A 24,361-nucleotide genomic window follows, 5' to 3' on the forward strand; every position below is an offset into this window, starting at 1 on the left:
CGTCAGCCCGGCAAGGTGACGACAAGCGCCCCACGATCCGTCGCGACGACCGTGTGTTCATACTGAACAACCGGGGCCCGCGGGTCGCTGTAGAGCGTCCAGCCATCCGCGCCCTCGGCCGCCCAGAGACCGCCCCTGGAAAGAAACGGCTCGACCGTCAGCACAAGGCCCCTGGTGATGCGCCGTGTCTCGCCGCGTGTGGGCCAGGTTGCGATTTCCTCGGGGTATTCATGCAAGGATCGACCCACGCCGTGGCTGGCGAGGTTGCGGATCAGTGTGTAGCCCCGGTCTGAAGCAAACCTGCCGATCGCCCGGCCGATGCCTGCCAGCGGCTTGTTGCTGCCGACCTGTGCAATCCCGATCTGCATGGCACGCCTGCCGTCGCGGCAGAGCCGATCCAGCGACGGCCGCACGATCCCCACGCGAAAGGTCGCCCCGGTATCGGCGTAATAGCCATTCTTCGCGGCCGAGACGTCGATGTTGACCAGATCTCCGGCGGCGATCCTGCGGTCGCCGGGAATGCCGTGGGCGATTTCCTCGTTCACGCTGATGCAGGTCGCCCCGGGGAAGTCATAGGTCGTTTGCGGTGCAGATTCCGCGCCCTCACGTTCCAGAAGCACGCGCCCAATCTCATCCAGTTCGCCCGTCGTCATGCCGGGTTCCAGCGCCTTGGCCATGGTGTGCATGGTCTTGGCGACGATCCGGCCGATGTCCCTGAGCGCGTCCAGTTCATCCTGCTTCGTGATCGTCATTTTCCCGGTTCTCTGTGATGGTGTCGTGAAACAAGAAGCCCCGGTTTCCCGGGGCTTCTTCGTTTACTGGCCCAGCCTGCGTTTCCGCGTGGCGATCAGTTTCAGGCGGAGCGCGTTCAGCTTGATGAAGCCCGCCGCGTCCTTCTGGTCATAGGCGCCGGCGTCTTCCTCGAAGGTTACATGCGCTTCGGAGTAGAGCGAGTGATCGGACCAGCGCGCGACGGTGCGGGCAAGGCCCTTGTAGAGCTTCAGCCGCACGGTGCCGGTCACGTGTTCCTGGCTGCGGTCGATCAGGGCCTGCAGCATCTCGCGTTCCGGGCTGAACCAGAAGCCGTTGTAGATCAGCTCGGCATAGCGCGGCATCAGCTCGTCCTTCAGATGCGCAGCACCCCGGTCCAGCGTGATCTGCTCGATCCCGCGATGGGCCTCCAGCAGCAGGGTGCCGCCGGGGGTTTCATAGATGCCGCGGGACTTCATGCCGACAAAACGCCCTTCGACAAGGTCAAGGCGGCCGATGCCGTGCTTGCCGCCGAGTTCGTTCAGCCTGATCAGGATGGTCGCAGGCGACATCGCCTCGCCGTTGATCGCGACGGCATCGCCACGTTCGAAGGTGATTTCCACATATTCCGGCGTGTCTGGCGCGTTCTCGGGGTCCACGGTGCGCTGGTAGACGTAATCGGGCGCTTCCTCGGCCGGGTTCTCCAGAACCTTGCCTTCGGAGGAGGTGTGCAGAAGGTTCGCGTCGACGCTGAAGGGCGCCTCGCCGCGCTTGTCCTTGGCGATCGGGATCTGGTTCGCCTCGGCAAACTCCAGCAGCTTGGTGCGGCTGGTCAGGTCCCATTCGCGCCAGGGGGCGATCACCTTGATGTCCGGGTTCAGCGCATAGGCCGACAGTTCGAACCGCACCTGGTCATTGCCCTTGCCGGTCGCGCCATGGGCCACGGCATCGGCGCCGGTTTCCGCCGCGATCTCGATCAGTCGCTTCGAAATCAGCGGCCGCGCGATCGAGGTGCCCAGCAGATAAAGCCCCTCATAGACCGCATTCGCCCGGAACATCGGGAAGACGAAGTCGCGCACGAATTCCTCGCGCACATCCTCGATATAGATGTTCTCGGGCTTGATCCCCAGCAGTTCCGCCTTCTTGCGGGCCGGGTCCAGCTCCTCGCCCTGGCCCAGATCGGCGGTGAAGGTCACCACTTCGCAGCCGTATTCGGTTTGCAGCCACTTGAGGATGATCGAGGTATCCAGCCCGCCGGAATAGGCGAGCACGACTTTCTTGGGGGCAGACATGGGCACTCCTGTCGGGAAATCCTTCACGCGGGTCTATTGCCTTTTCATAAACGGGACAAGAGCGGCCCCTGTTCAAGCAGCGCAAAGGGGGCTAGCGTCCCGCGCCATGAGTGATTTTGCCGAACATGCCCGCCAAGCCTGTGCCGAGATGCGCGCCCTCTTTCCCGAGACGCCGCTTTTGCGCAATGACCACCTGTCGCAGCGGTATGGGGCCGAGATCTGGCTCAAGCGCGAGGATCTTTCGCCGGTGCGCTCCTACAAGATCCGCGGCGCCTTCAACGCGATGCGCAAGGTTCTGGCGCGCGATCCGGGGCAGGGGCAGTTCGTCTGTGCAAGCGCGGGAAACCACGCGCAGGGTGTGGCCTATGCCTGCCGGCATTTCGGCGTGAAAGGCACGATCTTCATGCCCGTCACCACCCCGCAGCAGAAGATCGACAAGACCCGGACGTTTGGCGCCGGCGCGGTCGAGATCCGGCTGACCGGCGACTACTTTGACCAGTCGCTTGCCTCGGCCCAGGCCTGGTGCGCCGAACAGGGCGCGTGGTTCCTGTCGCCCTTCGACGATGCGGATGTGATCGAGGGTCAGGCGAGCGTTGCCGTCGAGATGCTGGAACAGCTTGGCCGGGCGCCGGATGTGGTGATCCTGCCGGTGGGCGGCGGCGGGCTGGCTTCTGGGGTGACGGCCTATCTGGGGGATCGGTGCGATTATCGCTTTGTCGAACCTGAGGGTGGCGCAAGTCTGACGGCGGCACTGGCGGCGGGGGCGCCGGTAACCCTGCCGCAGGTCAACAGCTTCGTGGATGGTGCGGCGGTGGCGCGGCTGGGGGACCGAACCTTCGCCATGCTTGCCGCGGTCGATCCTGCCCATGTCCTGCGCGCGCCCGAGGACCGGATCTGCACCACGATGCTCGAGATGCTGAACATCGAAGGCATCGTGCTGGAACCGGCCGGCGCGCTGGCCATCGATGCGCTGGGCGATCTGCGCGAGGTGATCCGCGGCAAGACGGTTGTCTGCGTCACCTCGGGCGGGAACTTCGATTTCGAGCGTCTGCCCGAGGTGAAGGAGCGGGCAATGCGTTTTTCCGGGGTCAAGAAGTACTTCCTGCTGCGTCTGCCACAGCGCCCCGGCGCCTTGCGAGATTTTCTGGAGATGCTCGGCCCCGAAGATGACATCGCCCGCTTCGAGTACCTGAAGAAATCGGCCCGCAACTTCGGCACCGTGCTGATCGGGATCGAGACCCGGGACGCCGCGAATTTTCCGCTGCTTCTGGCGCGGCTGGATGCCAAGGGCTTTGCCTACCGCGACATCACCCGCGATGAAACCCTGTCCGAATTCCTGATCTAGAGACTGTGTGCAGGGCTACACCCGAAACCCGTAATGCGGCGGGAGAGGCCGCACATGCGGTCAGGGCTGATCCGATCATCGGGTCCGGAGGCTTTGTCGGGCGAAATGGCGGTCGCCGTCGTTTCCCAGAAGGCGGATCGCGGCTGCGCCGGACATCCAGACGGCGCTGTGGCCCGGCTCGGTCGGCGGGCCAAGCCTGCGGACCGGCTGCGCCAGATAGATCATGCAGAGCTTCTCCGCCCAGAGGTCATATTCCGGCATATAGGCAAAGCGCCGGAACGTCCCCAGCCGGCGCAGGATGCGGATGCGCCAGCCGGTTTCCTCGTAAACCTCGCGGTGCAGCGCGTGCAGCGGGGATTCGCCCGCGTCGATGCCGCCGCCGGGAAGCTGGAAATCGGGCGCGGGATCGCGCTGATGGGTCAGCAGCAGATCGCCCCCTTCCCGGATCACCGCATAGACGCCGGGGCGGCGGCGATAGATCTGCCCGGGACGTGGGCTTTCTCCGAACCTGCGCATGTGCCCTTGGCCCTTCGGTTGTCGTCCTTATATAGACGCGGTATGCCTTTCTTCGGCACTTAAGGAAACCCCATGACGCTTGGTTCGCAGATCGCCTGGGACGATACCGTCCTGCCATTTCAACTTGACCGCTCGGACATCCGGGGACGGGTTGCGCGGCTTGACGGCGTGCTGGATCAGGTGCTGGCCCAGCATGATTACCCGCCCCAGGTCGAGGCGCTGGTGGCCGAAGCCGCCATGCTGACCGCGATGATCGGCCAGACGATCAAGCTGCGCTGGAAGCTGTCGCTGCAGATCCGGGGCAATGGCCCGGTGCGGTTGATCGCGACGGATTACTACGGCCCGACCGCCGAAGGCACGCCCGCGCGCATCCGCGCCTATGCAAGCTTTGACCGCGACCGGATTGATCCCGCGCGCGCGCCTTTCGACCATATCGGAGAAGGCTATTTCGCGATCATGATCGATCAGGGCAAGGGAATGGTTCCCTATCAGGGCATCACGCCGATCGCCGGCGGGTCGCTGGCCGCCTGTGCCGAAACCTATTTCGCGCAGTCCGAACAGCTGCCCACGCGCTTTGCCGTCTCCTTCGGCCGGTCGCGCCTGCCGGGCGGGATCGAAGGCTGGCGGGCGGGCGGCGTGATGTTGCAGCACATGCCCAAGGCCTCGCCGCATGTTCAGGGCGAAGGCGGTACCGGAGAGGGCGGGCTTCTGGCCGCGACCGACATCCTCAGCGGCGATGACGAGGAAAACTGGAGCCGCGCCAACCTGCTTCTGGATACGGTCGAGGAGATGGAGCTGATCGGACCCACGGTGCATCCGACCGATCTTCTGGTGCGACTGTTCCACGAGGAAGGCCCGCGCGTCTATGATGCGCAGCCGGTCAAGTTCGGCTGCACCTGTTCGGAAGAGCGCGTGCGCGAAAGCCTGTCGATCTATTCGGCCAAGGACATTGCCACCATGACCACCGACGAGGGAATCGTGACGGCTGATTGCCAGTTCTGCGGTGCGCATTACGAACTGGATCCCGAAACGCTTGGGTTCGAGGCGAAAGGTGAACAGTCCTGATCCCGTTCGGGTGCTGCACGATGACCCCTGGGCGCGCCTCGCGCGCGCCGCAGGCCGGGCGGGCGCGGCCTCGTCGGATTTCGACCTCAACCCCCATGTGAACCTGCCTGCCGACCGGGTCCTGCGGCCGGCGGCGGTTCTGGTTGCGGTGACCGAAGGGCGGCACGGACTGGAACTGGTCCTGACCAAACGCGCTTCGCATCTGCGGCATCACCCGGGGCAGGTGGCCTTTCCGGGCGGCAAGATCGAAGCCGAGGATGCCGGGCCCGAAGCCGCCGCGCTGCGCGAAGCGCATGAGGAAATCGGCCTCGATCCGTCCATCGTGGAACCCTTCGGCCGGCTTCCGGTGCATGAAACCGTCACGGGCTTTGCGGTCCAGCCGGTTCTGGCCCGGATCCACGCCCCCTTCGCCGCGCGCGCGCAGCTGGGCGAGGTGGACGAGGTGTTCTCGGTCCCGCTGTCGCATGTCACCGATCCGGCGCGGTTCCGTGTGGAACGGCGGCTGTGGCGCGGCGAATGGCGGCGCTATTACACGGTGCCCTATGGACCCTATTACATCTGGGGGGCCACGGCGCGGATCCTGCGCGGGCTTGCGCATGGGCTGGGCAGGGATAACGATGCGGAGAGCCTGCGGTGAAGGTGTCCGGCCCCTGGCTTGAGCGGCCCGAGACCCAGGCCGTCTGCGCCATGCTGGCCGATGCGGGGCATCGTGCGCTTCTGGTTGGTGGCTGCGTGCGCAACGCGCTTCTGGATATGCCCGTGGCGGATGTGGATATCGCGACCGACGCCCGCCCCGAGCGCGTCATCGCCCTGGCCGAGGCTGCGGGCCTGCGCGCCGTGCCCACGGGTGCCGCGCATGGCACGGTGACGGTGATCGCGAACGCCATCCCCCACGAGGTGACGACCTTCCGCCGCGACGTGCAGACCGACGGGCGCCATGCGACCGTGGCCTTTTCGGACGATCTGGCCGAGGATGCGGCACGGCGCGATTTCACCATGAACGCGCTTTATGCCGCCGCCGACGGCACGGTGATCGACCCGCTTGGCGGGCTGGCGGATGTGGTGGCCCGGCATGTGCGCTTTGTGGGCGATCCCCGGGCCCGTATCCGCGAGGATTATCTGCGCATCCTCCGCTTCTTCCGTTTCCACGCCTGGTATGGGGATGCCGCGCGGGGGTTTGACCCCGAGGGGCTTGCCGCGGTGGCCGCGCTGGCCGAGGGGCTGGACGGGTTGTCGCGCGAACGGGTGGGGGCCGAAATGCGCCGGCTGCTTGCCGCGCCCGATCCCGCGCCCGCCGTTGCCGCCATGGCAGCGACAGGGGTGCTGGCCCGGGTTCTGCCGGGGGCCGATGCGCGGGCCTTGGCCGTTCTTGTGCATCTTGAGGCGGGTGCAGCCCCCGACTGGCTGCGCCGGCTTGTGGTTCTGGGCGGCGAAAGCGCCCCCGAAGGCCTGCGCCTGTCGCGGGCCGAGGCACGCGCCCTTGCGGCGCTGCAGGGCGTGATCGGGTCCGCGGCATCGGCGGGGGAGCTTGGCTATCGGCTGGGCCTTGCGCGCGGGGCGGATGCCGTTCTGGCGCGGGCCGCGCTTCTGGGTGATCCGCCGCCACCCGACTGGCGCACAGCATTGGAACAGGGGGCTGCCGCGCAGTTTCCGCTGCGCGCGGCAGATCTCGTCGATCGTTTCCAGGGTGCGGCGCTGGGCACGCAGTTGCGCGAAGCCGAGGCGCGCTGGATCGCCTCGGGCTTTGCGCTGAGCCGCGAGGAACTTCTGGCTTGACGAGGCCCCGGCGCAGCGGCACCTAGGTCGAACCGCTTGCAAGAGGCCGCGCCGCCATGCCCCCCGATATGCTGCTGTCGCTGTTCACGATCGCCATGGCCTCGGCCTGGACGCCGGGGCCGAACAATGCCCTGGTTGCGGCATCGGGGGTGAACTTCGGGTTGCGGCGCAGCCTGCCGCATGTGGCGGGCATCGCGCTGGGCTTTTCCTTCATGATCCTGATGGTGGGCTTCTTTCTGGGTGAGCTGTTCCGCCAGAGCCTGATGCTGCGCGAAGCCCTGCGCTGGGGGGGCGCGGCCCTGCTTTTGTGGGTGTCCTGGAAGATCGCCACAGCCGGAGGTCTGGGTGCAGGCGGCGGACGCGCGCGGCCCTTCACATTCACCGAAGCCGCGGCCTTCCAGTGGATCAATCCCAAGGCCTGGGTCATGGCGCTTGCGATCAGCGCGCAATTCGTGCGCGCCGAAGCGCCGATGGTTTCGGCCCTGTGGGTGGCCCTTGTGTTCATCGCCGCCGGCTTTACCTCGGCCTTCGGCTGGGCTGCTGCGGGTCTTGCGCTGCGGCGCTGGCTGGGAGACCCGCTGCGGCTGCGGATCTTCAACATCACGATGGGGGCCACGATCGCACTGGGCGTCGTCTGGCTGTTTGTGGAATAGGCCTTGCCCCTTGATCCGCTGCACGGTTTCGTTTTTGCCGGCCTGTTTTCGCCCGGCCCGAATGTCATCCTGCTGACGGCGGCCGGGGCGCGCTTTGGCATGGCGCGGACCTTGCCGATGATCGCGGGCATATCGCTTGGCGTGGGGATCACCTCGGGGCTGACCGGGCTGGGGATCGGCGCGCTGCTGGCGGGGCTTCCCACGCTGGGCCTGCTGCTGCGGATCGTGGCGGCAGGCTGGATCCTGTGGATGGCCTGGCAACTGTTTCAATCGACCCGCGCCCCTGAAGGCGCGGCACCCGCCCGCCCGATGCGCTTTCACGAGGCGATGCTGTTCCAATGGGTCAACCCGAAGGTCTGGGCGGTGGCGCTGGCGGCAGCCTCGGGCTATGCGGCGGGCCTGACGCCCTGGGGCGAAGCGACGCGGCTTGCCGCGGCCTTTTCCGGGATCAACCTGTTCGTCTGCCTGTTCTGGGCCGCCGCGGGAACGGCGCTGACCTGGCTTCTGAAAACCCCGCGGGCCTGGTCGATCTTCACGACATTCATGGCCTTGATGCTCGCCATCTCGGCGGGGATGGTTTTCCTTTGATCCGAAGCCGGCTATATGCCTGAGGTCAAGAGTGGGTTTCAATCGTGCTTGGTCATTTCGAACGGCTTGTCGATCCTTATACACCCTATGAGGAGAACGACACTCCTCCGCGGCAGCTCTGGCCGTTCCTGCTGACCTATGCCCGGCCGTTCCGCGGGGTGTTCATCGCAACCGCCATCATGTCGGTGGTGGTCGCGGCGATCGAGATCGGGCTGATCTGGTACATGGGCCGGGTGGTGGACCTTCTGTCCACGGCCTCGCCCGAAACGGTATGGCAGACCTACGGCACCGAACTGCTGCTGGCCGGCGCCTTCATCCTTCTGGTCCGGCCGCTGTTGCAGGGGCTGGACGTGGCGCTTCTGAACAATGCAATCCTGCCCAATTTCGGCACGCTGATCCGCTGGCGGGCCCATCGGCACGTGCTGCGCCAGTCCGTCGGCTGGTTCGAGAATGATTTCGCCGGCCGCATTGCCAACCGCATCATGCAGACGCCGCCCGCCGCCGGCGATGCGGTGTTCCAGATCTTCGACGCGATCACCTTTTCGCTGGCCTATCTGATCGGCGCGGCGGTTCTCTTGTCCGAGGCCGATCTTCGGCTGGCGGTGCCACTGCTGATCTGGTTCGTGCTTTACGGGCTTCTGGTGCGCTGGACGATGCGCCGCGTGGGGCCGGCCTCGAAGGCCTCGTCGGATGCGCGCAGCCAGGTGACGGGCCGCGTGGTGGACAGCTATACCAACATCCATTCGGTCAAGCTGTTCGCCCATCACGCGCGCGAACTTGATTACGCGCATGAAGCGATCGAAAATACGCGGCGCACCTTCGCCCGGGAAATGCGCATCTTCACGGTGATGGATGTGGCGCTGGTGGCGCTGAACGGGTTCCTGATCGTGGCGGTGGTGGGCTGGGCGATCACGCTCTGGGTTGCGGGCGAAGCTTCGGTCGGGGTGGTGGCGGCGGCGGCGGCGCTGACGCTGCGCCTGAACGCGATGACCGGCTGGATCATGTGGGCGCTGTCCACCTTTTTCCGGTCGCTTGGCGTCGTTGCGGAAGGGATGGAAACCATCGCCCAGCCGATCACGCTGCGCGACGATCCGGCGGCGCGCCCGCTTGCCTTCCGCGAGGGCCGGATCGAGCTTCAGGGCCTGACCCATCACTATGGCCGCGGCAGCGGCGGCATCGAGGGGCTGGATCTGACCATCCGCCCTGGCGAAAGGATCGGGCTGATCGGCCGGTCGGGGGCAGGCAAATCCACGTTGGTCAAGCTGCTGTTGCGCTTCTACGATCCCGACGGCGGGCGCATCCTGATCGATGGGCAGGACATCCGCCATGTCCAGCAGGACAGCCTGCGCGCGCAGATCGGCATGGTGCAGCAGGACAGCGCGCTTCTGCACCGGTCGGTGCGCGACAACATCCTTTACGGGCGCCCCGATGCGACCGAGGCCGAAATGATCGCCGCCGCACAGCGCGCCGAGGCGCATGAGTTCATTCTGGGGCTTCGCGATCCTGAGGGGCGCACCGGCTATGACGCCCAGGTGGGCGAGCGTGGCATCAAGCTGTCGGGCGGACAGCGGCAGCGCGTGGCGCTTGCCCGGGTGATCCTGAAGGATGCGCCGATCCTGATTCTGGACGAGGCAACCTCGGCCCTGGACAGCGAAGTCGAGGCCGCGATTCAGGACACGCTTTACGGCGTGATGGAGGGCAAGACCGTGATCGCCATTGCGCACCGCCTGTCCACGATCGCGCGCATGGATCGGATCCTGGTTCTTGAGGACGGGCGGATTGCCGAACAGGGCACGCATGATGCGCTGATCGCCCGGAACGGGCTTTACGCCCGGTTCTGGACGCGGCAATCGGGGGGCTTCATCGGCACCGACGAGGCCACGCATGAAGATTGACCGCCTGATCGACGCCTTCCAGCCCGCGACGGGCGCCCCTCCGCGCAGCCTTGGCGCGTTCTTCTACTGGTGCCTTGCCGGGTCATGGCCGGTGCTGATTGGCGCCGGACTTGTCTCGGCGCTTGCGGGGATCCTCGAGGTGGTTTCGGCGCTGATCCTCGGGCGGGTGATCGACATCGCCCTTGGGAGCGGGCCCGAGGAGTTCTTCAGTCAGAACATCGGGCTGCTGATCGGTGCACTCCTGTTCTTCGTGCTGCTGCGTCCCCTGGTCTTTGCGGCCTCGTCGGCGGCGAATTCGGTTGTGGTGACGCCCAATGTGACGCCGCTGGTGCTGTCGCGGATCCACCGCTGGACGATGGGCCAGGCCGTCACCTTCTTCGACAACGATTTCGCCGGGCGGATCGCGCAGAAACAGATGCAGACCGCGCGCGCCGTGACGGATGTCGCATCGGAATGCATCAACGTCGTGGCCTTTGCCCTGGCGTCGCTTCTGGGTTCGGCGGTGTTTCTGCTGGCCATCGACACGCGGGTCGCGCTGGCGCTGACGCTGTGGCTTGCGATCTATTTCGCGCTGATCCGCTTCTTCATCCCGCGGGTGCGCAAATACTCGGCAAGCCGGGCCGGGGCGCGCGCGATGGTGTCGGGGCAGGTCGTGGACACGATCACCAACATCAAGACGGTCAAGCTGTTTGCCCATGCCGAACACGAGGATCGCGCCGCCCTCTCGGCCATGGCCGTGTTCCGCGAACGCAGCCTGGAATTCGGCGTGGTGTCAGCCTGGTTCCGCCTGTCGCTGATGACGGTGGCGGGAATCCTGCCGGTGCTGTTGATCGGCGGCACATTGTGGCTCTGGACCGAAGGGGCGGCCACTGCGGGCGACATTGCGGCGGCCGGTGCCATTTCGATCCGCATTGCACAGATGACGGGCTGGGTCAGTTTCACGCTGATGGCGATCTATGGCAATATCGGCGAGGTCGAGGACGGGATCCGCACCCTGACCCCGCCCCATGCCCTGGCCGATGCGCCCGATGCCCGCGACCTGCCGCGCCTGCGCGGCGAGATCCGGTTCGACGGGCTTTGCTTTGCCTATGGATCGGGGGCGGGCGGCGTGCAGGATATCACGCTGACCGTGCATCCGGGTGAAAAGATCGGCATCGTCGGCGCCTCGGGCGCGGGGAAATCCACGCTGGTTGCGCTGTTGCTGCGGCTTTACGATCCGGATCGTGGCCGGGTGCTGCTGGATGGCCATGATGTGCGCAGTGTCACCCAGGAAAGTCTGCGCCAGCAGATCGCCATGGTCACGCAGGAAACGGCGATGTTCAACCGCTCGGCCCGCGACAACATCCTTTACGGGCGCCCCGGTGCGACAATGGACGAGGTGATCGCCGCGGCAAAACAGGCCGAGGCGCATGAGTTCATCGAATCCATGGTCGATCATGCCGGCCGGCGCGGTTATGACGCCCATCTGGGGGAACGCGGGGTCAAGCTGTCCGGCGGACAGCGGCAACGGATCGCCCTTGCCCGGGCCTTTCTCAAGGATGCACCGATCCTGGTGCTGGACGAGGCAACCTCGGCACTGGACAGTGAGGTCGAGGCCTCGATCCAGGATGCGCTGTTGCGGGTGATGGAAGGCAAGACCGTCCTCGCCATCGCGCACCGCCTGTCGACGATCTCTGCCATGGACCGGATCATCGTGATGGAGGAGGGGCGGATCGTCGAGGAAGGCACGCATGAGGCGCTTCTGGAACGCGGCGGCACCTATGCACGCTACTGGGAGCGTCAATCCGGCGGCTTTCTGGACGAGGCCGCGGAATGAGGCTGACCATCGCGCGGCTGGGCCACAGGGGCGACGGTGTAGCCGAGGGCATTCTGGTGCCGCTTGCCCTGCCCGGCGAGGTTGTTGAAGGCGAGTTGTCCGATGGCCGCATGGTGGCACCGAAGATCGTCACGCCCTCGTCCGACCGGGTGCGCCCGCCCTGTGGCCATTTCCGCAGCTGCGGTGGCTGCGTGGTGCAGCATGCCTCGGACGGATTTGTCGCCGGCTGGAAGCAGGAGGTTGTCACGACCGCCCTTGCCGCGCAGGGCCTCCACGCCCCGATGCGGCCTGTCCTGACATCGCCGCCGCGGTCCCGGCGCCGCGCGGCGCTGTCGGGGCGGCGAACGAAGAAGGGCGCCATCGTCGGCCTGCATGGCCGCGCCTCGGATACGCTGGTGGCGATTCCGGGCTGCCAGCTTCTGCATCCGGATCTGATGGCGCTGATCCCCGCGCTTGAGGCCATCGTGACCCTTGGCGCAACCCGCAAGGGCGAAATGAGCCTGGTTGTCACCCGCAGCGACAGCGGAGCCGATGTCGCTGCGCGCGGGGGCAAGCCGCTTGACCCCGCGCTGCGCGCCGAGCTTGCCGCACTGACCGGGCGCTGGGCGATTGCCCGCCTCAGCTGGGACGGGGAAACCGTCGCGCTGCATCAGCTGCCGGTGCAACGCTTTGGCAGTGCCGAGGTTGCACCGCCACCGGGGGCCTTTCTGCAGGCCACCGCCGAAGGCGAGGCGGCCCTGGTCGCGGCAGTGACCGAGGCGGTGGGATCCGCCCGCCGCGTCGCGGATCTGTTCGCGGGCTGCGGCACCTTCGCGCTGCCGCTTGCCCGGCAGGCCGAGCTGCATGCCGTCGAGGGCGAGGCCGCGATGCTTCAGGCGCTTGACCGCGGCTGGCGTGCAGCCGAGGGCCTGCGCCGCGTGACGCACGAAGCGCGCGACCTCTTTCGTCGCCCGCTGATGGCGGAGGAATTACGCCGCTTCGACGCGGTGGTGATCGATCCGCCGCGTGCAGGGGCCGAGGCTCAGGTGGCGCAGCTGGCGGCAAGCGACGTGCCGGTGATCGCGATGGTGTCCTGCAACCCGGTGACTTTCGCGCGTGACGCGCGGACGCTCGTTTCTGCCGGCCACAGCCTGGAATGGGTGCAGGTCGTGGATCAATTCCGCTGGTCGTCGCATGTCGAACTTGCGGCCCGGTTCACGAAGGGCCATATCCGCCGCGACTGAACAGCAAGGGGCGGATATGACACTGAGACAGCAGATCGACGCGTGGCTCGAGCGACGCATCGTGCGCAATGCGATCATTGGTGTGATCCTGTTCAACGCCGTCATCCTGGGGCTCGAGACATCGGGCACGGTGATGGCGCGTGCCGGTTGGCTCATCATCCTGCTGGATCTTGCCTGCCTCTCGGTCTTTGTAGGGGAAATCGCGCTGAAGCTCTTCGCGCGGGGCGGGCGGTTCTTCCGCTCGGGATGGAACCTGTTCGATTTCGTGATCGTCGGCGCCTCGCTTCTGCCCGGCGCGCAGACGCTGAGCGTGCTGCGGGCGCTTCGGATCCTGCGGGTGCTGCGGGTCATCTCCGCCGCGCCGCGGCTGCGCCGGGTGGTCGAGGGCTTCATCACCGCCCTGCCGGGCATGGGCTCGGTCTTTCTGCTGATGTCGCTGATCTTCTATATCGGTGCGGTCATGGCGACCAAGCTGTTCGCGGCGAGCTTCCCCGACTGGTTCGGCTCGATCGGGCTGTCGGCCTATACGCTGTTCCAGATCATGACGCTGGAAAGCTGGTCGATGGGGATCGTGCGCCCGGTGATGGAGCATTACCCCTACGCCTGGCTGTTCTTCGTGCCGTTCATCATGGTGACCACCTTCGCCGTGGTGAACCTGCTGGTCGGCCTGATCGTGAATTCGATGCAGGACGCGCACCAGGAAGAGGAAAACCTGCGCACCGATGCCTATCGCGACGAGGTGCTTGCCCGCCTCGCCGCCATCGAGGAACGCCTGAAAGAGAAGGCCTGACCGACGAAAGACAAGGCCCCCGAAATGCGTATGGGGTCGCCGGGAAGGGGCTAGGCAGATGCCCCGATTCCGCAGTATTCTGCAAAAAAATCCCAAAGGGGCAGGCAGAACAATGCGGATATTGAGGGTGATCGGGCTTATGCTCGGGCTGGCCGTGGTCGCGGCATGCGGGCAGAAGGCACCACAGGTCTATCAGGGACCCGAGGTGACACATATCTATGTGGAAAAGGCGAACCGCCGGATGATGTTGTTGCATGGCAACCAGATCATCAAGAGCTATGACATCGACCTGGGCTTTTCGCCGGACGGGCACAAGCAGTTCGAGGGTGACGGACGCACGCCGGAGGGCACCTATTACATCGATCGCCGCAACCCGAACAGCGCCTATCATCTGTCGCTGGGAATCTCCTATCCCAACCCCGTCGATTATGCCTTCGCCAAGCAGGTAGGCCGTTCGGCAGGAGGCAACATCTTCATTCACGGGCGCGCGGGCAAGGACAACGGCCTGCGTGACTGGACAGCAGGCTGCATCGCGGTCACCGACAAGGAGATCGAGGAAATCTGGATGATGGTGCGCACCGGAACGCCGATCACCATCGTTCCCTGACCCGGGCTGCGGCGGTGGGGTGGCCCAGGCGCGGCTTCCTGAGACAGTCGGATTGGAAAAGGGGCGCCATCGGCGCCCCTTGGCCGTTGGTCGTGGGCCTAGCCGCCGATGGTCAGCGTCCACCAGATCTTGCCGCTGGGCTCTTGAAACCAGGCAAAGCCCATGTCGCGCGCCTGCGGGTCCATGATGACATTGCGCGTCAGCGGCTCGCTCATCCAGGCGGCAAGCGTTTCCAGTTCGCTTTCGTAGGTTTCCGAAATTGCCTCGCCGCGCAGCGCGGCGGGATAGCCCGCACGACGCACGCGATCCACCGGCGAGGAGCCGTCCGACCCGAAGTGCCAGGGGCGGTTTTGAACCGACATGTCCCGCGCATGGGTCGCCGCTGCGGCGTTCAGTTGTGCGTTCAGCTGCAGCGGCGCGCGGTTGCCCGCCTGGCGATAGGCGTTCACCGCATCCACCATGCGGAACTGCACCTCGGCAGTATTCATGCTGCCGACATCATAGACGCGGGCGACCGGGCGCCCGTCAGCGCCCAGTTGCGTCGGAGGTGCGCCGGCGCAGGCGGCCAGACCCAAAGCTGCGACGACGAAAAGACCAGTCAGACGAAACATATTCAGCCATCCAGTGTTGTTTGCGCGAGCCTTACAAGCTTGGGCCTCAATGATCAAACCCAACTGGTGCTGCAAGGTCGGTTGACAAGTGTGTGAATTGCCGTGATTTGGCAAAGAGGATATTTCTGAGGCGGTGGGCCGGCATTTCGTGGCCCTTCCCCATATGTGATCAAGGAGCGTTGAGGATGAGTGGCGAGAGCTCTCACAGGATGAACCGCCGCGTTTTCGTCGGCACGGGCGCTGCGGCATTGGCGGCGGCTGCCATGCCCGCCTGGGCACAGGATGGCACGACCGAGATGGAACGTTCGCTGTCTTCTTCGGTTCAGCGCAACATCTCGAGCTTCCGCACGCTGGACTGGCGCCCCTATTTCGATTCGCTGCGCAACGGTGCGGTCCTGGTCGATCTTGATTCGCGCGCGCTGCATTTCTGGTCCGAGGATCAGAGCGTCTACCGCCTCTATCCGACCAGTGTTCCGCTGAGCGAGGATCTGACCCGCCGCGGCCGGACCGAGGTGATCCGCAAGGTCGAAGGCCCTTCCTGGGCGCCGACGCCGGCAATGAAGCTGCGCAACCCCGAGTGGCCCGATTTCGTCGGCCCCGGCCCCGACAACCCGTTGGGCACACATGCGCTGTACCTGTCGTGGCAGTACTACCGGATTCACGGCACCCATGACACGCGCAAGATCGGTCGCCGGTCGTCGAATGGCTGCGTGGGGCTGTTCAATGAACATATCGCCGAGCTTTATCGCCTGACCAATGTCGGCACGCAGGTGCTGCTGATCTGAGGCAATGCCAAAGGTGCGGCAAAAACTGAAGGGCGGCCAATGGCCGCCCCTTTTCATTTCCGCCCCGGCAGGACCGCCTCATCCAGTGCCAGACGGGCGGCCGCGGCCTCAGCCGATCCAGCCCTGCAGGTTTTCGCGGATCACCGCGCTCAGCGCCGCGATATGGGCGGCATCATCGTTGAGGCAGGGGATATAGGTGAACTGCTCCCCGCCTGCATGCTCGAAGCTCTCGCGGATTTCCTCATTGATCTCTTCCAGCGTCTCGATGCAATCGGCGGAAAAGGCTGGCGCCACGACCGCGATGCGTTTCACGCCGCTTTCGGCCAGTCGCGCGACTTCTTCCACCGTATAGGGCTTCAACCATTCCTCGGAGCCGAAGCGCGACTGGAAGGTCGTCACCACCTTGTCCTTTTCCCAGCCCAGGCTTTCGCGCAGCAGGCGCGATGTTTTCTGGCATTGGCAGTGGTAGGGGTCGCCCTCCAGCAGATAGCGCTTGGGTACGCCGTGGTAGGACGTGACCAGAACCTCGGGCTTTTCCTCCATCGCGTCCCAGACGCGGCGGACGGATTGAGTCAGCGCCTGAATGTAAAGCGGATGCTCGAAATAGGGCGGCACGGTTCGCGACGCGGGTTGCCACTTTTCCTTCATCAATGCGCGGAAGAACTGATCGTTGGCGGTGGCGGTGGTTGCGCCGGCATATTGGGGGTAAAGCGGGAAGAAGAGGATCTTTTCACAGCCCTGTTCCACCAGCGCCCGCACCTTGGATTCGGTGGAGGGATTGCCATAGCGCATGCAGAAATCGACGATCACCTGATCGCCGAAGCTTTCCTGCATCTGCGCCGCGATTGCTGCCGTCTGATCCTTGGTGATGGTCATCAACGGGCTTTCGCCCTTGTCGTGGTTCCAGATCGACTTGTAGTTCGCGCCCGAGGTGAAGGGCCGCTTGGTCAGGATCACCAGCTGCAACAGCGGTTGCCAGAAAAGCGGCGAATAATCGATGACCCGGCGATCCGAAAGGAACTCGTTCAGGTAGCGGCGCATTGACCAGTAGTCGTAATTGTCCGGCGTGCCGAGATTGGCCAGCAGAACCCCGATCCGCGCCCGCGGCACGGGCGGGTGATCCGGTGCGGCGTGGGCAAGGCGGCCTTCGCCCGGTTTAACGGTGGCATGGGCATTCGCGTCCGTATGTGCGTCCAGCATGTGGCTTCCTGTCTGTCCTGGCCCCGGGGCATTCCGTGCGACCCCCAGAGGGCCTGCGCGGGATGACGCTCAGATAAAGGGTTTTTGGCGCGGGTCAAATGCCGCGCTTGGTCGCGGGCGGCGGAATGGGCGGCTCCGGGCTGCGCAGCGCTTCGGCAAGGCTTTTCACCGCCGAGCCCGGGCGCAGCGGCTTTTGCTGGCTGTCATGCGGGGCCCAGCCGGTGAGGAAGACCATCTCGAAGCTGGCGCGGATGCGCGACGGATCATCGCCTGCGGGATAGTTTTCGGCATAGATGCGCGCCGCTTCGGCCAGAACGGCGCGGCGCGTCGGGCGCCGAAGCCGCTGCGCCAGCGCGTTTGTTTCGCCCATGGCCCGCAGATCATGCATGAACCGGAGCGGATCGGCATAGGTCACGGTCCGCAGGCTGCTGTCGGCCACCGGCAGCGCGAATCCTGCGCGTTGCAGCAGCGCGCCCAGATCCCGGATTTCCGCCATCGGCAGAACCCGGGGCGAGATGCCGCCGCTTACCCGCGCTTCTGCCTCGGCCAGGGCGGCCCGAAGCTCGGCCAGGGTCTGCCCGCCGAAGAGCACCGCCAGGAACAGCCCGTCGGGGCGCAACGCGCGCCTGCACTGCACCAGCTGTCCAACCGGATCATTCGCCCAGTGAAGGCACATCGCATGAACCACAAGGTCATGCGCGCCCTCACGCAGGGCAAGGACATCCTCGTCTGCAACAATCGTCGCATCCGGCAGGACCGCTTGCCAGGGGCGGGGAAAATGCGTCACCAGCGCGGGTGCCGTAAACCTTCTGTTAACCTCGTTCAGTCTCTCCTGCAGGTCGAGCGCCGCTTCCTCGTGCAGGAAAAGCGCCGGTGCGGCTGCAACGCGCGACCGGTGGCGGGCAAGGGCGGTGCGATCGGCAAGGTCGGGGGGGCGGTTCATCGGCGCTCCTGCGGTTGTGGGCGCTATGTAGGGGGCGGGGCGGGGAATGCAAAGCGTGCTCAGGGCGATCTATCCGCCACAATGCCTGTCCTGCCGCGCCCATGTCACAAGCGAGTTCGGCCTGTGCGGCACCTGCTGGCGCGATACGCCCTTCGTGGCGGGGCTGTGCTGCGATCAATGCGGCATGCCCCTGCCGGGCGAGGATGAGGGCACGCCCGTCCACTGCGACGACTGCCTTGACCGGCCCCGGCCCTGGCTGCGCGGGCGTGCGGCCATGCTTTATGCCGGCAACGGCCGCAGGATCGTCCTGTCGCTGAAGCATGGCGACCGGCTGGATGTGGGCCGGGCCGCGGCCGAGTGGCTGGCACGCGCCGCAGCCCCGATGCTGCAATCGGACATGATCGTCGCGCCGATACCCCTGCATTGGTTGCGCCTGCTCAGACGGCGCTACAACCAGGCGGCGCTGCTGTCGCGCGGGGTTGCTGCGCGCACCGGGCTGGCGCATTGCCCCGATCTTCTGGTGCGTCCGCGTGCCACACGAAGCCTTGACGGACGCGGGCGCGACGAACGCTTTGCCACCCTCGAGGGGGCGCTGGCGGTCCATCCGCGGCGCAGGCATCTGCTGGTGGGCCGGCATGTGCTTCTGGTCGATGACGTGATGACCTCGGGCGCCACCTTTCACGCGGGGGCCGAGGCCTGCCGTGCCGCCGGTGCCGCAGCGGTGAGCGTTCTGGCACTGGCCCGCGTTGCGAAGGGTTCCTAAATCCCTATAGTAACCGTAACTTCGGACAAGGGATCCAGATGCAACCCGTAGAAATCTACACGTCGCCCACCTGCGGCTTCTGCCATGCCGCAAAACGCCTGCTCAGCCAGAAGGGCGTCAGCTTTACCGAATATGACGTGACCACCGATCCGGCCCTGCGCCAGACGATGATGAAACGCGCGAATGGCCGCCATACCGTTCCGCAGATCTTCATCGGCGATCGGCATGTCGGGGGCTGCGATGACCTCATGGCGCTGGACCGCGGCGGCAAGCTTGATCCGCTGCTGGCGGGCTAGGCGATGCGCGCCGGGCTGGTGCAACTGACGGTCACCGATGACCCGGCGCAGAACCTTGTCGCCACCCGGGCCCTGGTGCGGGCTGCGGCGGCGGGGGGCGCGGGCTTTGTTCTGACGCCCGAGTTGACGAACTGCCTGTCCTCCAGCCGCGCCCACCAGCGGCAGGTGCTGCACCACGAACAGGATGACCCCACCCTTGCCGCGCTGCGCGACGAGGCGGCGGAGCTGGGCATCTGGCTGCTGATCGGGTCGCTGGGGTTGCAGACGCAGGATGCGGATGGCCGCTTTGCCAACCGGTCCTTTCTGGTCGGGCCGGATGGCGCGATCGTCGCCCGCTATGACAAGATCCACATGTTCGATGTACGCGTCTCGGAAACCGAGACCTATCGTGAATCGGAAGGCTATCGCCCCGGCACGCGCGCTGTAGTGGCCGATACGCCCTTTGCCCGGATCGGCATGACGATCTGCTATGACCTGCGCTTTCCGCAACTTTACCGCTGCCTTGCCCAGGCGGGGGCGGATATCCTGACGGTGCCTGCGGCCTTCAATCACATCACGGGTGCCGCGCATTGGGAAAGCCTGCTGCGCGCCCGGGCGATCGAAACCGGTTGCTTCGTTCTGGCCCCGGCCCAGACCGGTTTCCATCCCGAAACCGCCGGTCGCGGGCGCCGGACCCACGGCCATTCGCTGGCCATTGCGCCCTGGGGCGAAGTGCTTGCCGATGCGGGGACAGAACCGGGCGTCACCTATGCCGACCTCGACCTGTCCGAGGTGGCGCGCGCGCGGGCGCGGGTGCCCTCGCTTTCCCACGACCGACCGTTCGAGGGGCCCTGATGACCGAACCCGACCGCACAGCCGACAAGACCGAGGATCTGGCCGCGGCGCTGTTCAGCGAATTGTTCATGGCGGACCAGCTTGCCCGCAACCGTCTGTCGAAGGTGCTGCCCAAGGGGATGGAGCTGTCGCATTTCAGCGTGCTGAACCTGCTGGCCCGGGTCAGCGACGAACGCACGCCCGCGCAACTTGCCCGCAGCTTTCACGTGACGCGCGGCGCGATGACGAACACGCTGACGCGGCTGGAATGGGCAGGACATGTCCATATTCGCCCTGACTGGGACGATGCGCGGCGCAAGTTCGTCTCGATCAGCCCCGCCGGCCGGGCGGCCCGCGACGCGGCACTTCAGGCCATCACCCCGGTTCTGGGCGATGTGGTGCGGGCGCTGGGGGCCGCGCGCGTGCGGGCCGTGCTGCCGGTATTGCGCGAAATGCGCATCCGAATGGAAGGTGACTAGGGCCTGAGGCTCGCGGTGACGTAGTTCACCGAAAGATCCCGGTCCGAAAGCGACCAGGACCAGCCCAGGGGATTGAAGACAAAGCCCTTGCGGTCCACAGGCTCAAGCCCCGCACCGCGCAGCAGGTCGTAAAGCTCGTCGGGCGTGATGAACTTCTGCCAGTCATGCGTGCCTTTCGGAAGCCAGCGCATCACATGTTCGGCGCCGACGATCGCCATCAGCCAGCTTTTCGCATTGCGGTTGATCGTCGAGCAGATCATCAACCCGCCCGGGCGCAACAGTTGCTGGCAGGCCGCGAGGTAGGAGGCGGGATTGGCCACATGTTCGACGACCTCCATGTTCAGGACCACGTCGAAAACCTCGCCCGCCTCGGCCAGCGCCTCGGCGGTGGTCACGCGGTAGTCGATCTGAAGGCCCATCTTTTCGGCGTGGATCCTGGCCACGGGAATGTTGCGCGGTGCGGCATCCGCCCCCACAACTTCGGCCCCCAGACGGGCCATGGGTTCTGACAGAAGGCCGCCGCCGCAGCCGATATCAAGGATGCGCAGCCCGGCGAAGGGCTGCTCGGCGCTCAGGTCGCGGTCATATTCGGCCGCGATCTGGCGGGTGATGTAATCGAGCCGGCAGGGGTTGAGCATGTGCAGCGGTTTGAACTTGCCGTTCGGGTCCCACCATTCGGCGGCCATCGCCTCGAACTTGGCGATTTCGGCCTGATCGACGGTGGTGCCGCGGGTCGTTTCGGTGTCCATGCGCTCTGCCTTTCCTCAAAACCCCGTGGCGGGGCTGCGTGAAGCATTATATAGAAGCTTGATGGACAGAACCGCAGGCCAAAAGCGCGCAGGCGCCTTTCTTTATCCGCCGATCGATCCTTTCGACCAGCGGGTGATCGACACTGGCGACGGCCATCGCATCTTTGTGGAACAGTGCGGCCATCCCCAAGGCATACCGGTTGTCGTTCTGCATGGCGGCCCGGGTGGCGGCTGCAGCCCGGCCATGCGCCGCTATTTTGATCCCGCGGTCTATCGCATCGTCCTGTTCGATCAGCGCGGATGCGGGCGCTCGCGTCCCCATGCCAGCGTCCAGAACAACACGACCTGGCATCTTGTCGCCGATATCGAGCGGATCCGCACCACGCTGGGCATCGATCGCTGGATCGTCTTTGGCGGAAGCTGGGGGGCGACGCTTGCGCTGATCTATGCCCAGGCCGAACCTGACCGGGTGGCGCATCTGGTGCTGCGCGGTGTCTTCCTGATGACCCGGGCCGAGCTCGACTGGTTCTATGGCGGCGGCGCGGGGCAATTTTTTCCCGACCGCTGGTCCGAGTTCAGCCGCATCATTCCCGAAGCGGAGCGCGGAGACATGATCGGCGCCTATCACCGGCGGCTGTTCTCGGGCGACCTGCCCGAGGAAATCCGCTTTGCCCGTGCCTGGGCTTCCTGGGAAAACGCCCTTGCCGCGATCGAACATGAAGGACCGGTGGGGGAAAGCCCGTCGGATTACGTCCGCGCCTTCTCCCGGCTCGAGAACCACTATTTCGTGAACAACGGCTTTCTGGAGCAGGATGGCCAGATCCTGGACAATCTGCCCCGGGTCGAACACATCCCCGCGACCATCGTGCAGGGGCGGTATGACATGATCTGCCCGCCGCTTTCCGCCTGGCGACTTGCGGAAGCCCTGCCACAGGCGACGCTGCGCATGATTCCGGTGGCAGGACACGCCCTGTCCGAGCCGGGAATAAGCGCGGAACTGGTGCGGACGATGAACCTTCTGCGCGATCAGGGGCGGGCGCTGGGGATCTGACGCCAGAACGCTTGCAGTTTTGCATCGGGGCGCGTATATGCAAGCCAACAGCGGCGTGTCGGCCTCCACAACCGATACCCACCGGGAAAGATGTCACGGGCCGCGCGCCCGTTTTTTTGTGCTTGGACCTATGACCGACCTTATCGCGAAAACCGCCATCGACCGGCGCCTTGCCGAGATCATCACCCCCGCCATCGAAGGGCTGGGCTTTGAACTGGTGCGCGTCCGGCTGATGGGCGGCAAGACCCGTATCCTTCAGATCATGGCCGACCGGCCCGAGGGCGGCATCGTCGTGGACGATTGCGCGGCCATCTCGACCGCGGTCTCGGCGGTTCTGGATGTCGAGGACCCGCTTGAAGATGCCTATACGCTTGAAGTTTCAAGCCCCGGCATCGACCGGCCGTTGACGCGGCTCAAGGATTTCGATGTCTGGGAGGGCTACGAGGCCCGGCTTGAGACGACCGAGATGATTGACGGCCGCCGCCGCTTCAAGGGCATTCTGGCCGGCACCGAGGGCGACGAGGTGCTGATCGAGATCGAGGAAGGCACCATCGGGCTGAAGTTCGACTGGCTGTCGGATGCCAAACTGATTCTGACCGAGGATCTGATCGCCGAGATGCTGCGTCAGCGCAAGGAAGCCGGCATCATCGACGAAGACGAATTTGACGAGATTGAAACAGAAACCGATGACGAATCGGACAGCGCTTCGGAAAAGGAGTGAGACATGGCAATCACCTCTGCCAACCAGCTTGAACTGCTGCAGACCGCCGAAGCGGTAGCGCGCGAGAAGATGATCGACCCGGAACTGGTCGTTCAGGCGATGGAGGAAAGCCTCGCCCGGGCAGCCAAGTCGCGCTATGGGTCCGAGCTGGACATCCGCGTCAGCATCGACCGCAAGACGGGGCGCGCCCGCTTTACCCGCGTTCGCACCGTGGTCGAGGATGATGCCGTCGAAAACCACCAGGCACAGGTGACCGTCAAGCAGGCCAAGCAGTATCTGGCCGATCCGAAGGTGGGCGACGAGATCATCGACGAAGTGCCGCCGGTCGAACTGGGTCGCATCGCCGCGCAATCGGCCAAGCAGGTGATCCTGCAGAAGGTCCGCGAAGCCGAGCGTGATCGCCAGTACGAGGAATTCAAGGACCGCAAGGGCACCATCATCAACGGCACGGTGCGCCGCGAGGAATACGGCAACATCATCGTCGACATCGGCCGGGGCGAAGCGATCCTGCGCCGCAACGAGAAGATCGGCCGCGAAAGCTATCGTCCGAACGACCGGATCCGCGCCTATGTCAAGGATGTCCGGCGCGAGGCCCGCGGCCCGCAGGTCTTCCTGTCGCGCACTGCGCCCGAGTTCATGGCCGAGCTGTTCAAGATGGAAGTGCCCGAAATCTATGACGGCATCATCGAGATCAAGGCCGTTGCCCGCGATCCCGGCAGCCGCGCCAAGATTGCCGTCATCAGTTATGACAGCTCGATCGACCCGGTCGGTGCCTGCGTGGGTATGCGCGGCAGCCGTGTCCAGGCGGTGGTGAACGAGCTTCAGGGCGAGAAGATCGACATCATCCCGTGGAACGAGGATCAGGCGACCTTCCTTGTCAACGCGCTGCAGCCGGCCGAAGTGTCGAAAGTGGTGATCGACGAGGATGCCGGCCGGATCGAGGTTGTCGTTCCGGACGAACAGCTGTCGCTGGCGATCGGACGTCGCGGTCAGAACGTGCGGCTGGCAAGCCAGCTCACCGGGCTCGACATCGATATCATGACCGAAGCCGATGAAGCCGCGCGCCGTCAGGCCGAATTTGCCGAACGCACGCAGCTGTTCATGGATACGCTGGATGTGGATGAAACGCTCGCACAACTTCTTGTCGCCGAGGGCTTCACAAATCTCGAAGAAGTCGCATATGTCGATCAGGACGAGCTTCTGTCCATCGACGGCTTTGATGCCGACACGGCGAACGAACTTCAGGCCCGCGCCCGCGACCAGCTTGAGGAAGCCAACCGCAAGGCGCTTGAAAATGCCCGCGCGCTGGGCGCCGAGGAGAGCCTCATCACCTTCGACGGGCTGACCCCGCAGATGGTCGAGGCCCTGGCCAAGGACGGCGTCAAGACGCTGGAAGACTTTGCCACCTGCGCCGACTGGGAACTGGCCGGTGGCTGGACCACGGTCAACGGGCAGCGTGTCAAGGATGAAGGCGTGCTGGAGAAGTTCGACGTAAGCCTTGAAGAGGCGCAGACGCTGGTGATGACCGCGCGCGTGCTTCTGGGCTGGGTCGATCCCTCCGAGCTTGAGGCCGATGAGGCCGAAGCAGAGGTGGACGGCGAAGAGGACGAGGCCTGAGCGGCCCGGAGGGGACC

At 65.4% G+C, this 24,361-nt stretch carries 26 protein-coding genes; 19 read left to right on the plus strand and 7 right to left on the minus strand.

All coding sequences use genetic code 11. The features are described from left to right. Positions 1-2: 2 nt before the first annotated feature. Entirely contained in the window at positions 3-752 is a 750-nt protein-coding gene (gene map / locus ACFQXB_RS00510; RefSeq protein ID WP_377397476.1) for a type I methionyl aminopeptidase, read from the minus strand. 63 nt (positions 753-815) lie between these two features. Continuing rightward, entirely contained in the window at positions 816-2,042 is a 1,227-nt protein-coding gene (locus ACFQXB_RS00515; protein WP_377397479.1) for an argininosuccinate synthase, read from the minus strand. 106 nt (positions 2,043-2,148) lie between these two features. Here ACFQXB_RS00515 and ilvA point away from each other — a divergent pair, with 106 nt between their 5' ends. Continuing rightward, a complete protein-coding gene (gene ilvA / locus ACFQXB_RS00520; protein ID WP_377397482.1) occupies positions 2,149-3,387 on the plus strand; it encodes a threonine ammonia-lyase IlvA in 1,239 nt (412 codons plus the stop codon). A 75-nt stretch (positions 3,388-3,462) separates the two neighbouring features. Here the strand turns inward: ilvA and ACFQXB_RS00525 are convergent, their stop codons facing one another. After that, on the minus strand, positions 3,463-3,903 hold the full coding sequence (locus ACFQXB_RS00525; protein ID WP_377397485.1) for an NUDIX hydrolase: 441 nt from the start codon (positions 3,901-3,903) through the stop codon (positions 3,463-3,465). Between the two features lie 72 nt (positions 3,904-3,975). On the opposite strand from ACFQXB_RS00525, the gene hslO reads away from it, so the two are divergent. From hslO to ACFQXB_RS00575, 10 genes are all read left to right on the plus strand, one after another. After that, positions 3,976-4,968 (plus strand): Hsp33 family molecular chaperone HslO, encoded by a 993-nt coding sequence (gene hslO, locus ACFQXB_RS00530; protein ID WP_377397488.1) that lies wholly within the window; start codon positions 3,976-3,978, stop codon positions 4,966-4,968. Beyond that, entirely contained in the window at positions 4,955-5,605 is a 651-nt protein-coding gene (locus ACFQXB_RS00535) for a CoA pyrophosphatase (protein ID WP_377397491.1), read from the plus strand. Before hslO ends, ACFQXB_RS00535 begins: the two co-directional genes overlap by 14 nt. After that, a complete protein-coding gene (locus ACFQXB_RS00540) occupies positions 5,602-6,744 on the plus strand; it encodes a CCA tRNA nucleotidyltransferase (protein WP_377397494.1) in 1,143 nt (380 codons plus the stop codon). Before ACFQXB_RS00535 ends, ACFQXB_RS00540 begins: the two co-directional genes overlap by 4 nt. 56 nt (positions 6,745-6,800) lie before the next feature. Continuing rightward, positions 6,801-7,397: a LysE family translocator gene (locus ACFQXB_RS00545; RefSeq protein ID WP_377397497.1), complete on the plus strand. Its 597-nt coding sequence runs from the start codon at positions 6,801-6,803 to the stop codon at positions 7,395-7,397. Positions 7,398-7,400: 3 nt separating this feature from the next. Then, on the plus strand, positions 7,401-7,985 hold the full coding sequence (locus ACFQXB_RS00550) for a LysE family translocator (RefSeq protein ID WP_377397500.1): 585 nt from the start codon (positions 7,401-7,403) through the stop codon (positions 7,983-7,985). A 44-nt stretch (positions 7,986-8,029) separates the two neighbouring features. After that, complete coding sequence (locus ACFQXB_RS00555; RefSeq protein ID WP_377397503.1) at positions 8,030-9,880, plus strand: ABC transporter ATP-binding protein; 1,851 nt, start codon at positions 8,030-8,032, stop codon at positions 9,878-9,880. After that, a complete protein-coding gene (locus ACFQXB_RS00560; RefSeq protein ID WP_377397506.1) occupies positions 9,870-11,696 on the plus strand; it encodes an ABC transporter ATP-binding protein in 1,827 nt (608 codons plus the stop codon). The genes ACFQXB_RS00555 and ACFQXB_RS00560 overlap by 11 nt, the downstream gene beginning before the upstream one ends. Beyond that, the gene (locus ACFQXB_RS00565) at positions 11,693-12,919 is read left to right on the plus strand and encodes a class I SAM-dependent RNA methyltransferase (RefSeq protein WP_377397509.1); all 1,227 of its coding nucleotides are present in this window, start codon (positions 11,693-11,695) and stop codon (positions 12,917-12,919) included. Before ACFQXB_RS00560 ends, ACFQXB_RS00565 begins: the two co-directional genes overlap by 4 nt. A 16-nt stretch (positions 12,920-12,935) precedes the next feature. Continuing rightward, a complete protein-coding gene (locus ACFQXB_RS00570; protein ID WP_377397512.1) occupies positions 12,936-13,709 on the plus strand; it encodes an ion transporter in 774 nt (257 codons plus the stop codon). 112 nt (positions 13,710-13,821) lie between these two features. Beyond that, positions 13,822-14,316 carry a L,D-transpeptidase family protein gene (locus ACFQXB_RS00575; RefSeq protein WP_377397515.1) on the plus strand — a complete coding sequence of 165 codons (495 nt, stop codon included), beginning with the start codon at positions 13,822-13,824 and terminating at the stop codon, positions 14,314-14,316. 98 nt (positions 14,317-14,414) lie between these two features. Here ACFQXB_RS00575 and ACFQXB_RS00580 read toward each other — a convergent pair whose 3' ends face one another. Continuing rightward, positions 14,415-14,927: a CAP domain-containing protein gene (locus ACFQXB_RS00580; protein WP_377397518.1), complete on the minus strand. Its 513-nt coding sequence runs from the start codon at positions 14,925-14,927 to the stop codon at positions 14,415-14,417. 185 nt (positions 14,928-15,112) lie between these two features. On the opposite strand from ACFQXB_RS00580, the gene ACFQXB_RS00585 reads away from it, so the two are divergent. Beyond that, positions 15,113-15,712 (plus strand): L,D-transpeptidase, encoded by a 600-nt coding sequence (locus ACFQXB_RS00585; RefSeq protein WP_377397520.1) that lies wholly within the window; start codon positions 15,113-15,115, stop codon positions 15,710-15,712. Between the two features lie 108 nt (positions 15,713-15,820). On the opposite strand, the gene hemH is transcribed toward ACFQXB_RS00585, so the two are convergent. Together hemH and ACFQXB_RS00595 are read right to left on the minus strand one after the other, a co-directional pair. Beyond that, complete coding sequence (hemH, locus tag ACFQXB_RS00590; RefSeq protein ID WP_377397523.1) at positions 15,821-16,912, minus strand: ferrochelatase; 1,092 nt, start codon at positions 16,910-16,912, stop codon at positions 15,821-15,823. 94 nt (positions 16,913-17,006) lie between these two features. Continuing rightward, positions 17,007-17,855, minus strand: a complete 849-nt coding sequence (locus ACFQXB_RS00595; protein WP_377397526.1) for a methyltransferase domain-containing protein — start codon at positions 17,853-17,855, stop codon at positions 17,007-17,009. A 46-nt stretch (positions 17,856-17,901) separates the two neighbouring features. Between ACFQXB_RS00595 and ACFQXB_RS00600 the strand changes: the two genes are divergently transcribed. Genes ACFQXB_RS00600 through ACFQXB_RS00615 form a run of 4 tightly spaced genes read left to right on the plus strand, consistent with a single transcriptional unit; the run spans position 17,902 to position 20,206 of the window. Continuing rightward, positions 17,902-18,618, plus strand: a complete 717-nt coding sequence (locus ACFQXB_RS00600; RefSeq protein ID WP_377397529.1) for a double zinc ribbon domain-containing protein — start codon at positions 17,902-17,904, stop codon at positions 18,616-18,618. 38 nt (positions 18,619-18,656) lie between these two features. Continuing rightward, entirely contained in the window at positions 18,657-18,914 is a 258-nt protein-coding gene (gene grxC, locus ACFQXB_RS00605) for a glutaredoxin 3 (RefSeq protein ID WP_377397532.1), read from the plus strand. Positions 18,915-18,917: 3 nt separating this feature from the next. After that, positions 18,918-19,748: a carbon-nitrogen hydrolase family protein gene (locus ACFQXB_RS00610; protein ID WP_377397535.1), complete on the plus strand. Its 831-nt coding sequence runs from the start codon at positions 18,918-18,920 to the stop codon at positions 19,746-19,748. Beyond that, positions 19,748-20,206: a MarR family winged helix-turn-helix transcriptional regulator gene (locus ACFQXB_RS00615; RefSeq protein WP_377397538.1), complete on the plus strand. Its 459-nt coding sequence runs from the start codon at positions 19,748-19,750 to the stop codon at positions 20,204-20,206. The genes ACFQXB_RS00610 and ACFQXB_RS00615 overlap by 1 nt, the downstream gene beginning before the upstream one ends. Here the strand turns inward: ACFQXB_RS00615 and ubiG are convergent. Further along, positions 20,203-20,955, minus strand: a complete 753-nt coding sequence (ubiG, locus tag ACFQXB_RS00620; protein ID WP_377397541.1) for a bifunctional 2-polyprenyl-6-hydroxyphenol methylase/3-demethylubiquinol 3-O-methyltransferase UbiG — start codon at positions 20,953-20,955, stop codon at positions 20,203-20,205. The genes ACFQXB_RS00615 and ubiG overlap by 4 nt on opposite strands. A gap of 61 nt (positions 20,956-21,016) precedes the next feature. Between ubiG and pip the strand changes: the two genes are divergently transcribed. The 3 genes from pip to nusA all read left to right on the plus strand — a co-directional run bounded on the left by pip (position 21,017) and on the right by nusA (position 24,344). Continuing rightward, entirely contained in the window at positions 21,017-22,006 is a 990-nt protein-coding gene (gene pip, locus ACFQXB_RS00625; protein ID WP_377397544.1) for a prolyl aminopeptidase, read from the plus strand. A gap of 130 nt (positions 22,007-22,136) precedes the next feature. Further along, entirely contained in the window at positions 22,137-22,727 is a 591-nt protein-coding gene (gene rimP / locus ACFQXB_RS00630; RefSeq protein WP_377397547.1) for a ribosome maturation factor RimP, read from the plus strand. A 3-nt stretch (positions 22,728-22,730) separates the two neighbouring features. After that, positions 22,731-24,344 (plus strand): transcription termination factor NusA, encoded by a 1,614-nt coding sequence (gene nusA, locus ACFQXB_RS00635; protein WP_377397550.1) that lies wholly within the window; start codon positions 22,731-22,733, stop codon positions 24,342-24,344. Positions 24,345-24,361: the final 17 nt, after the last annotated feature.

Origin of the sequence: Halodurantibacterium daqingense (assembly GCF_042666235.1) — a bacterium.
Classification (GTDB): Bacteria; Pseudomonadota; Alphaproteobacteria; order Rhodobacterales; family Rhodobacteraceae; genus Halodurantibacterium; species Halodurantibacterium daqingensis.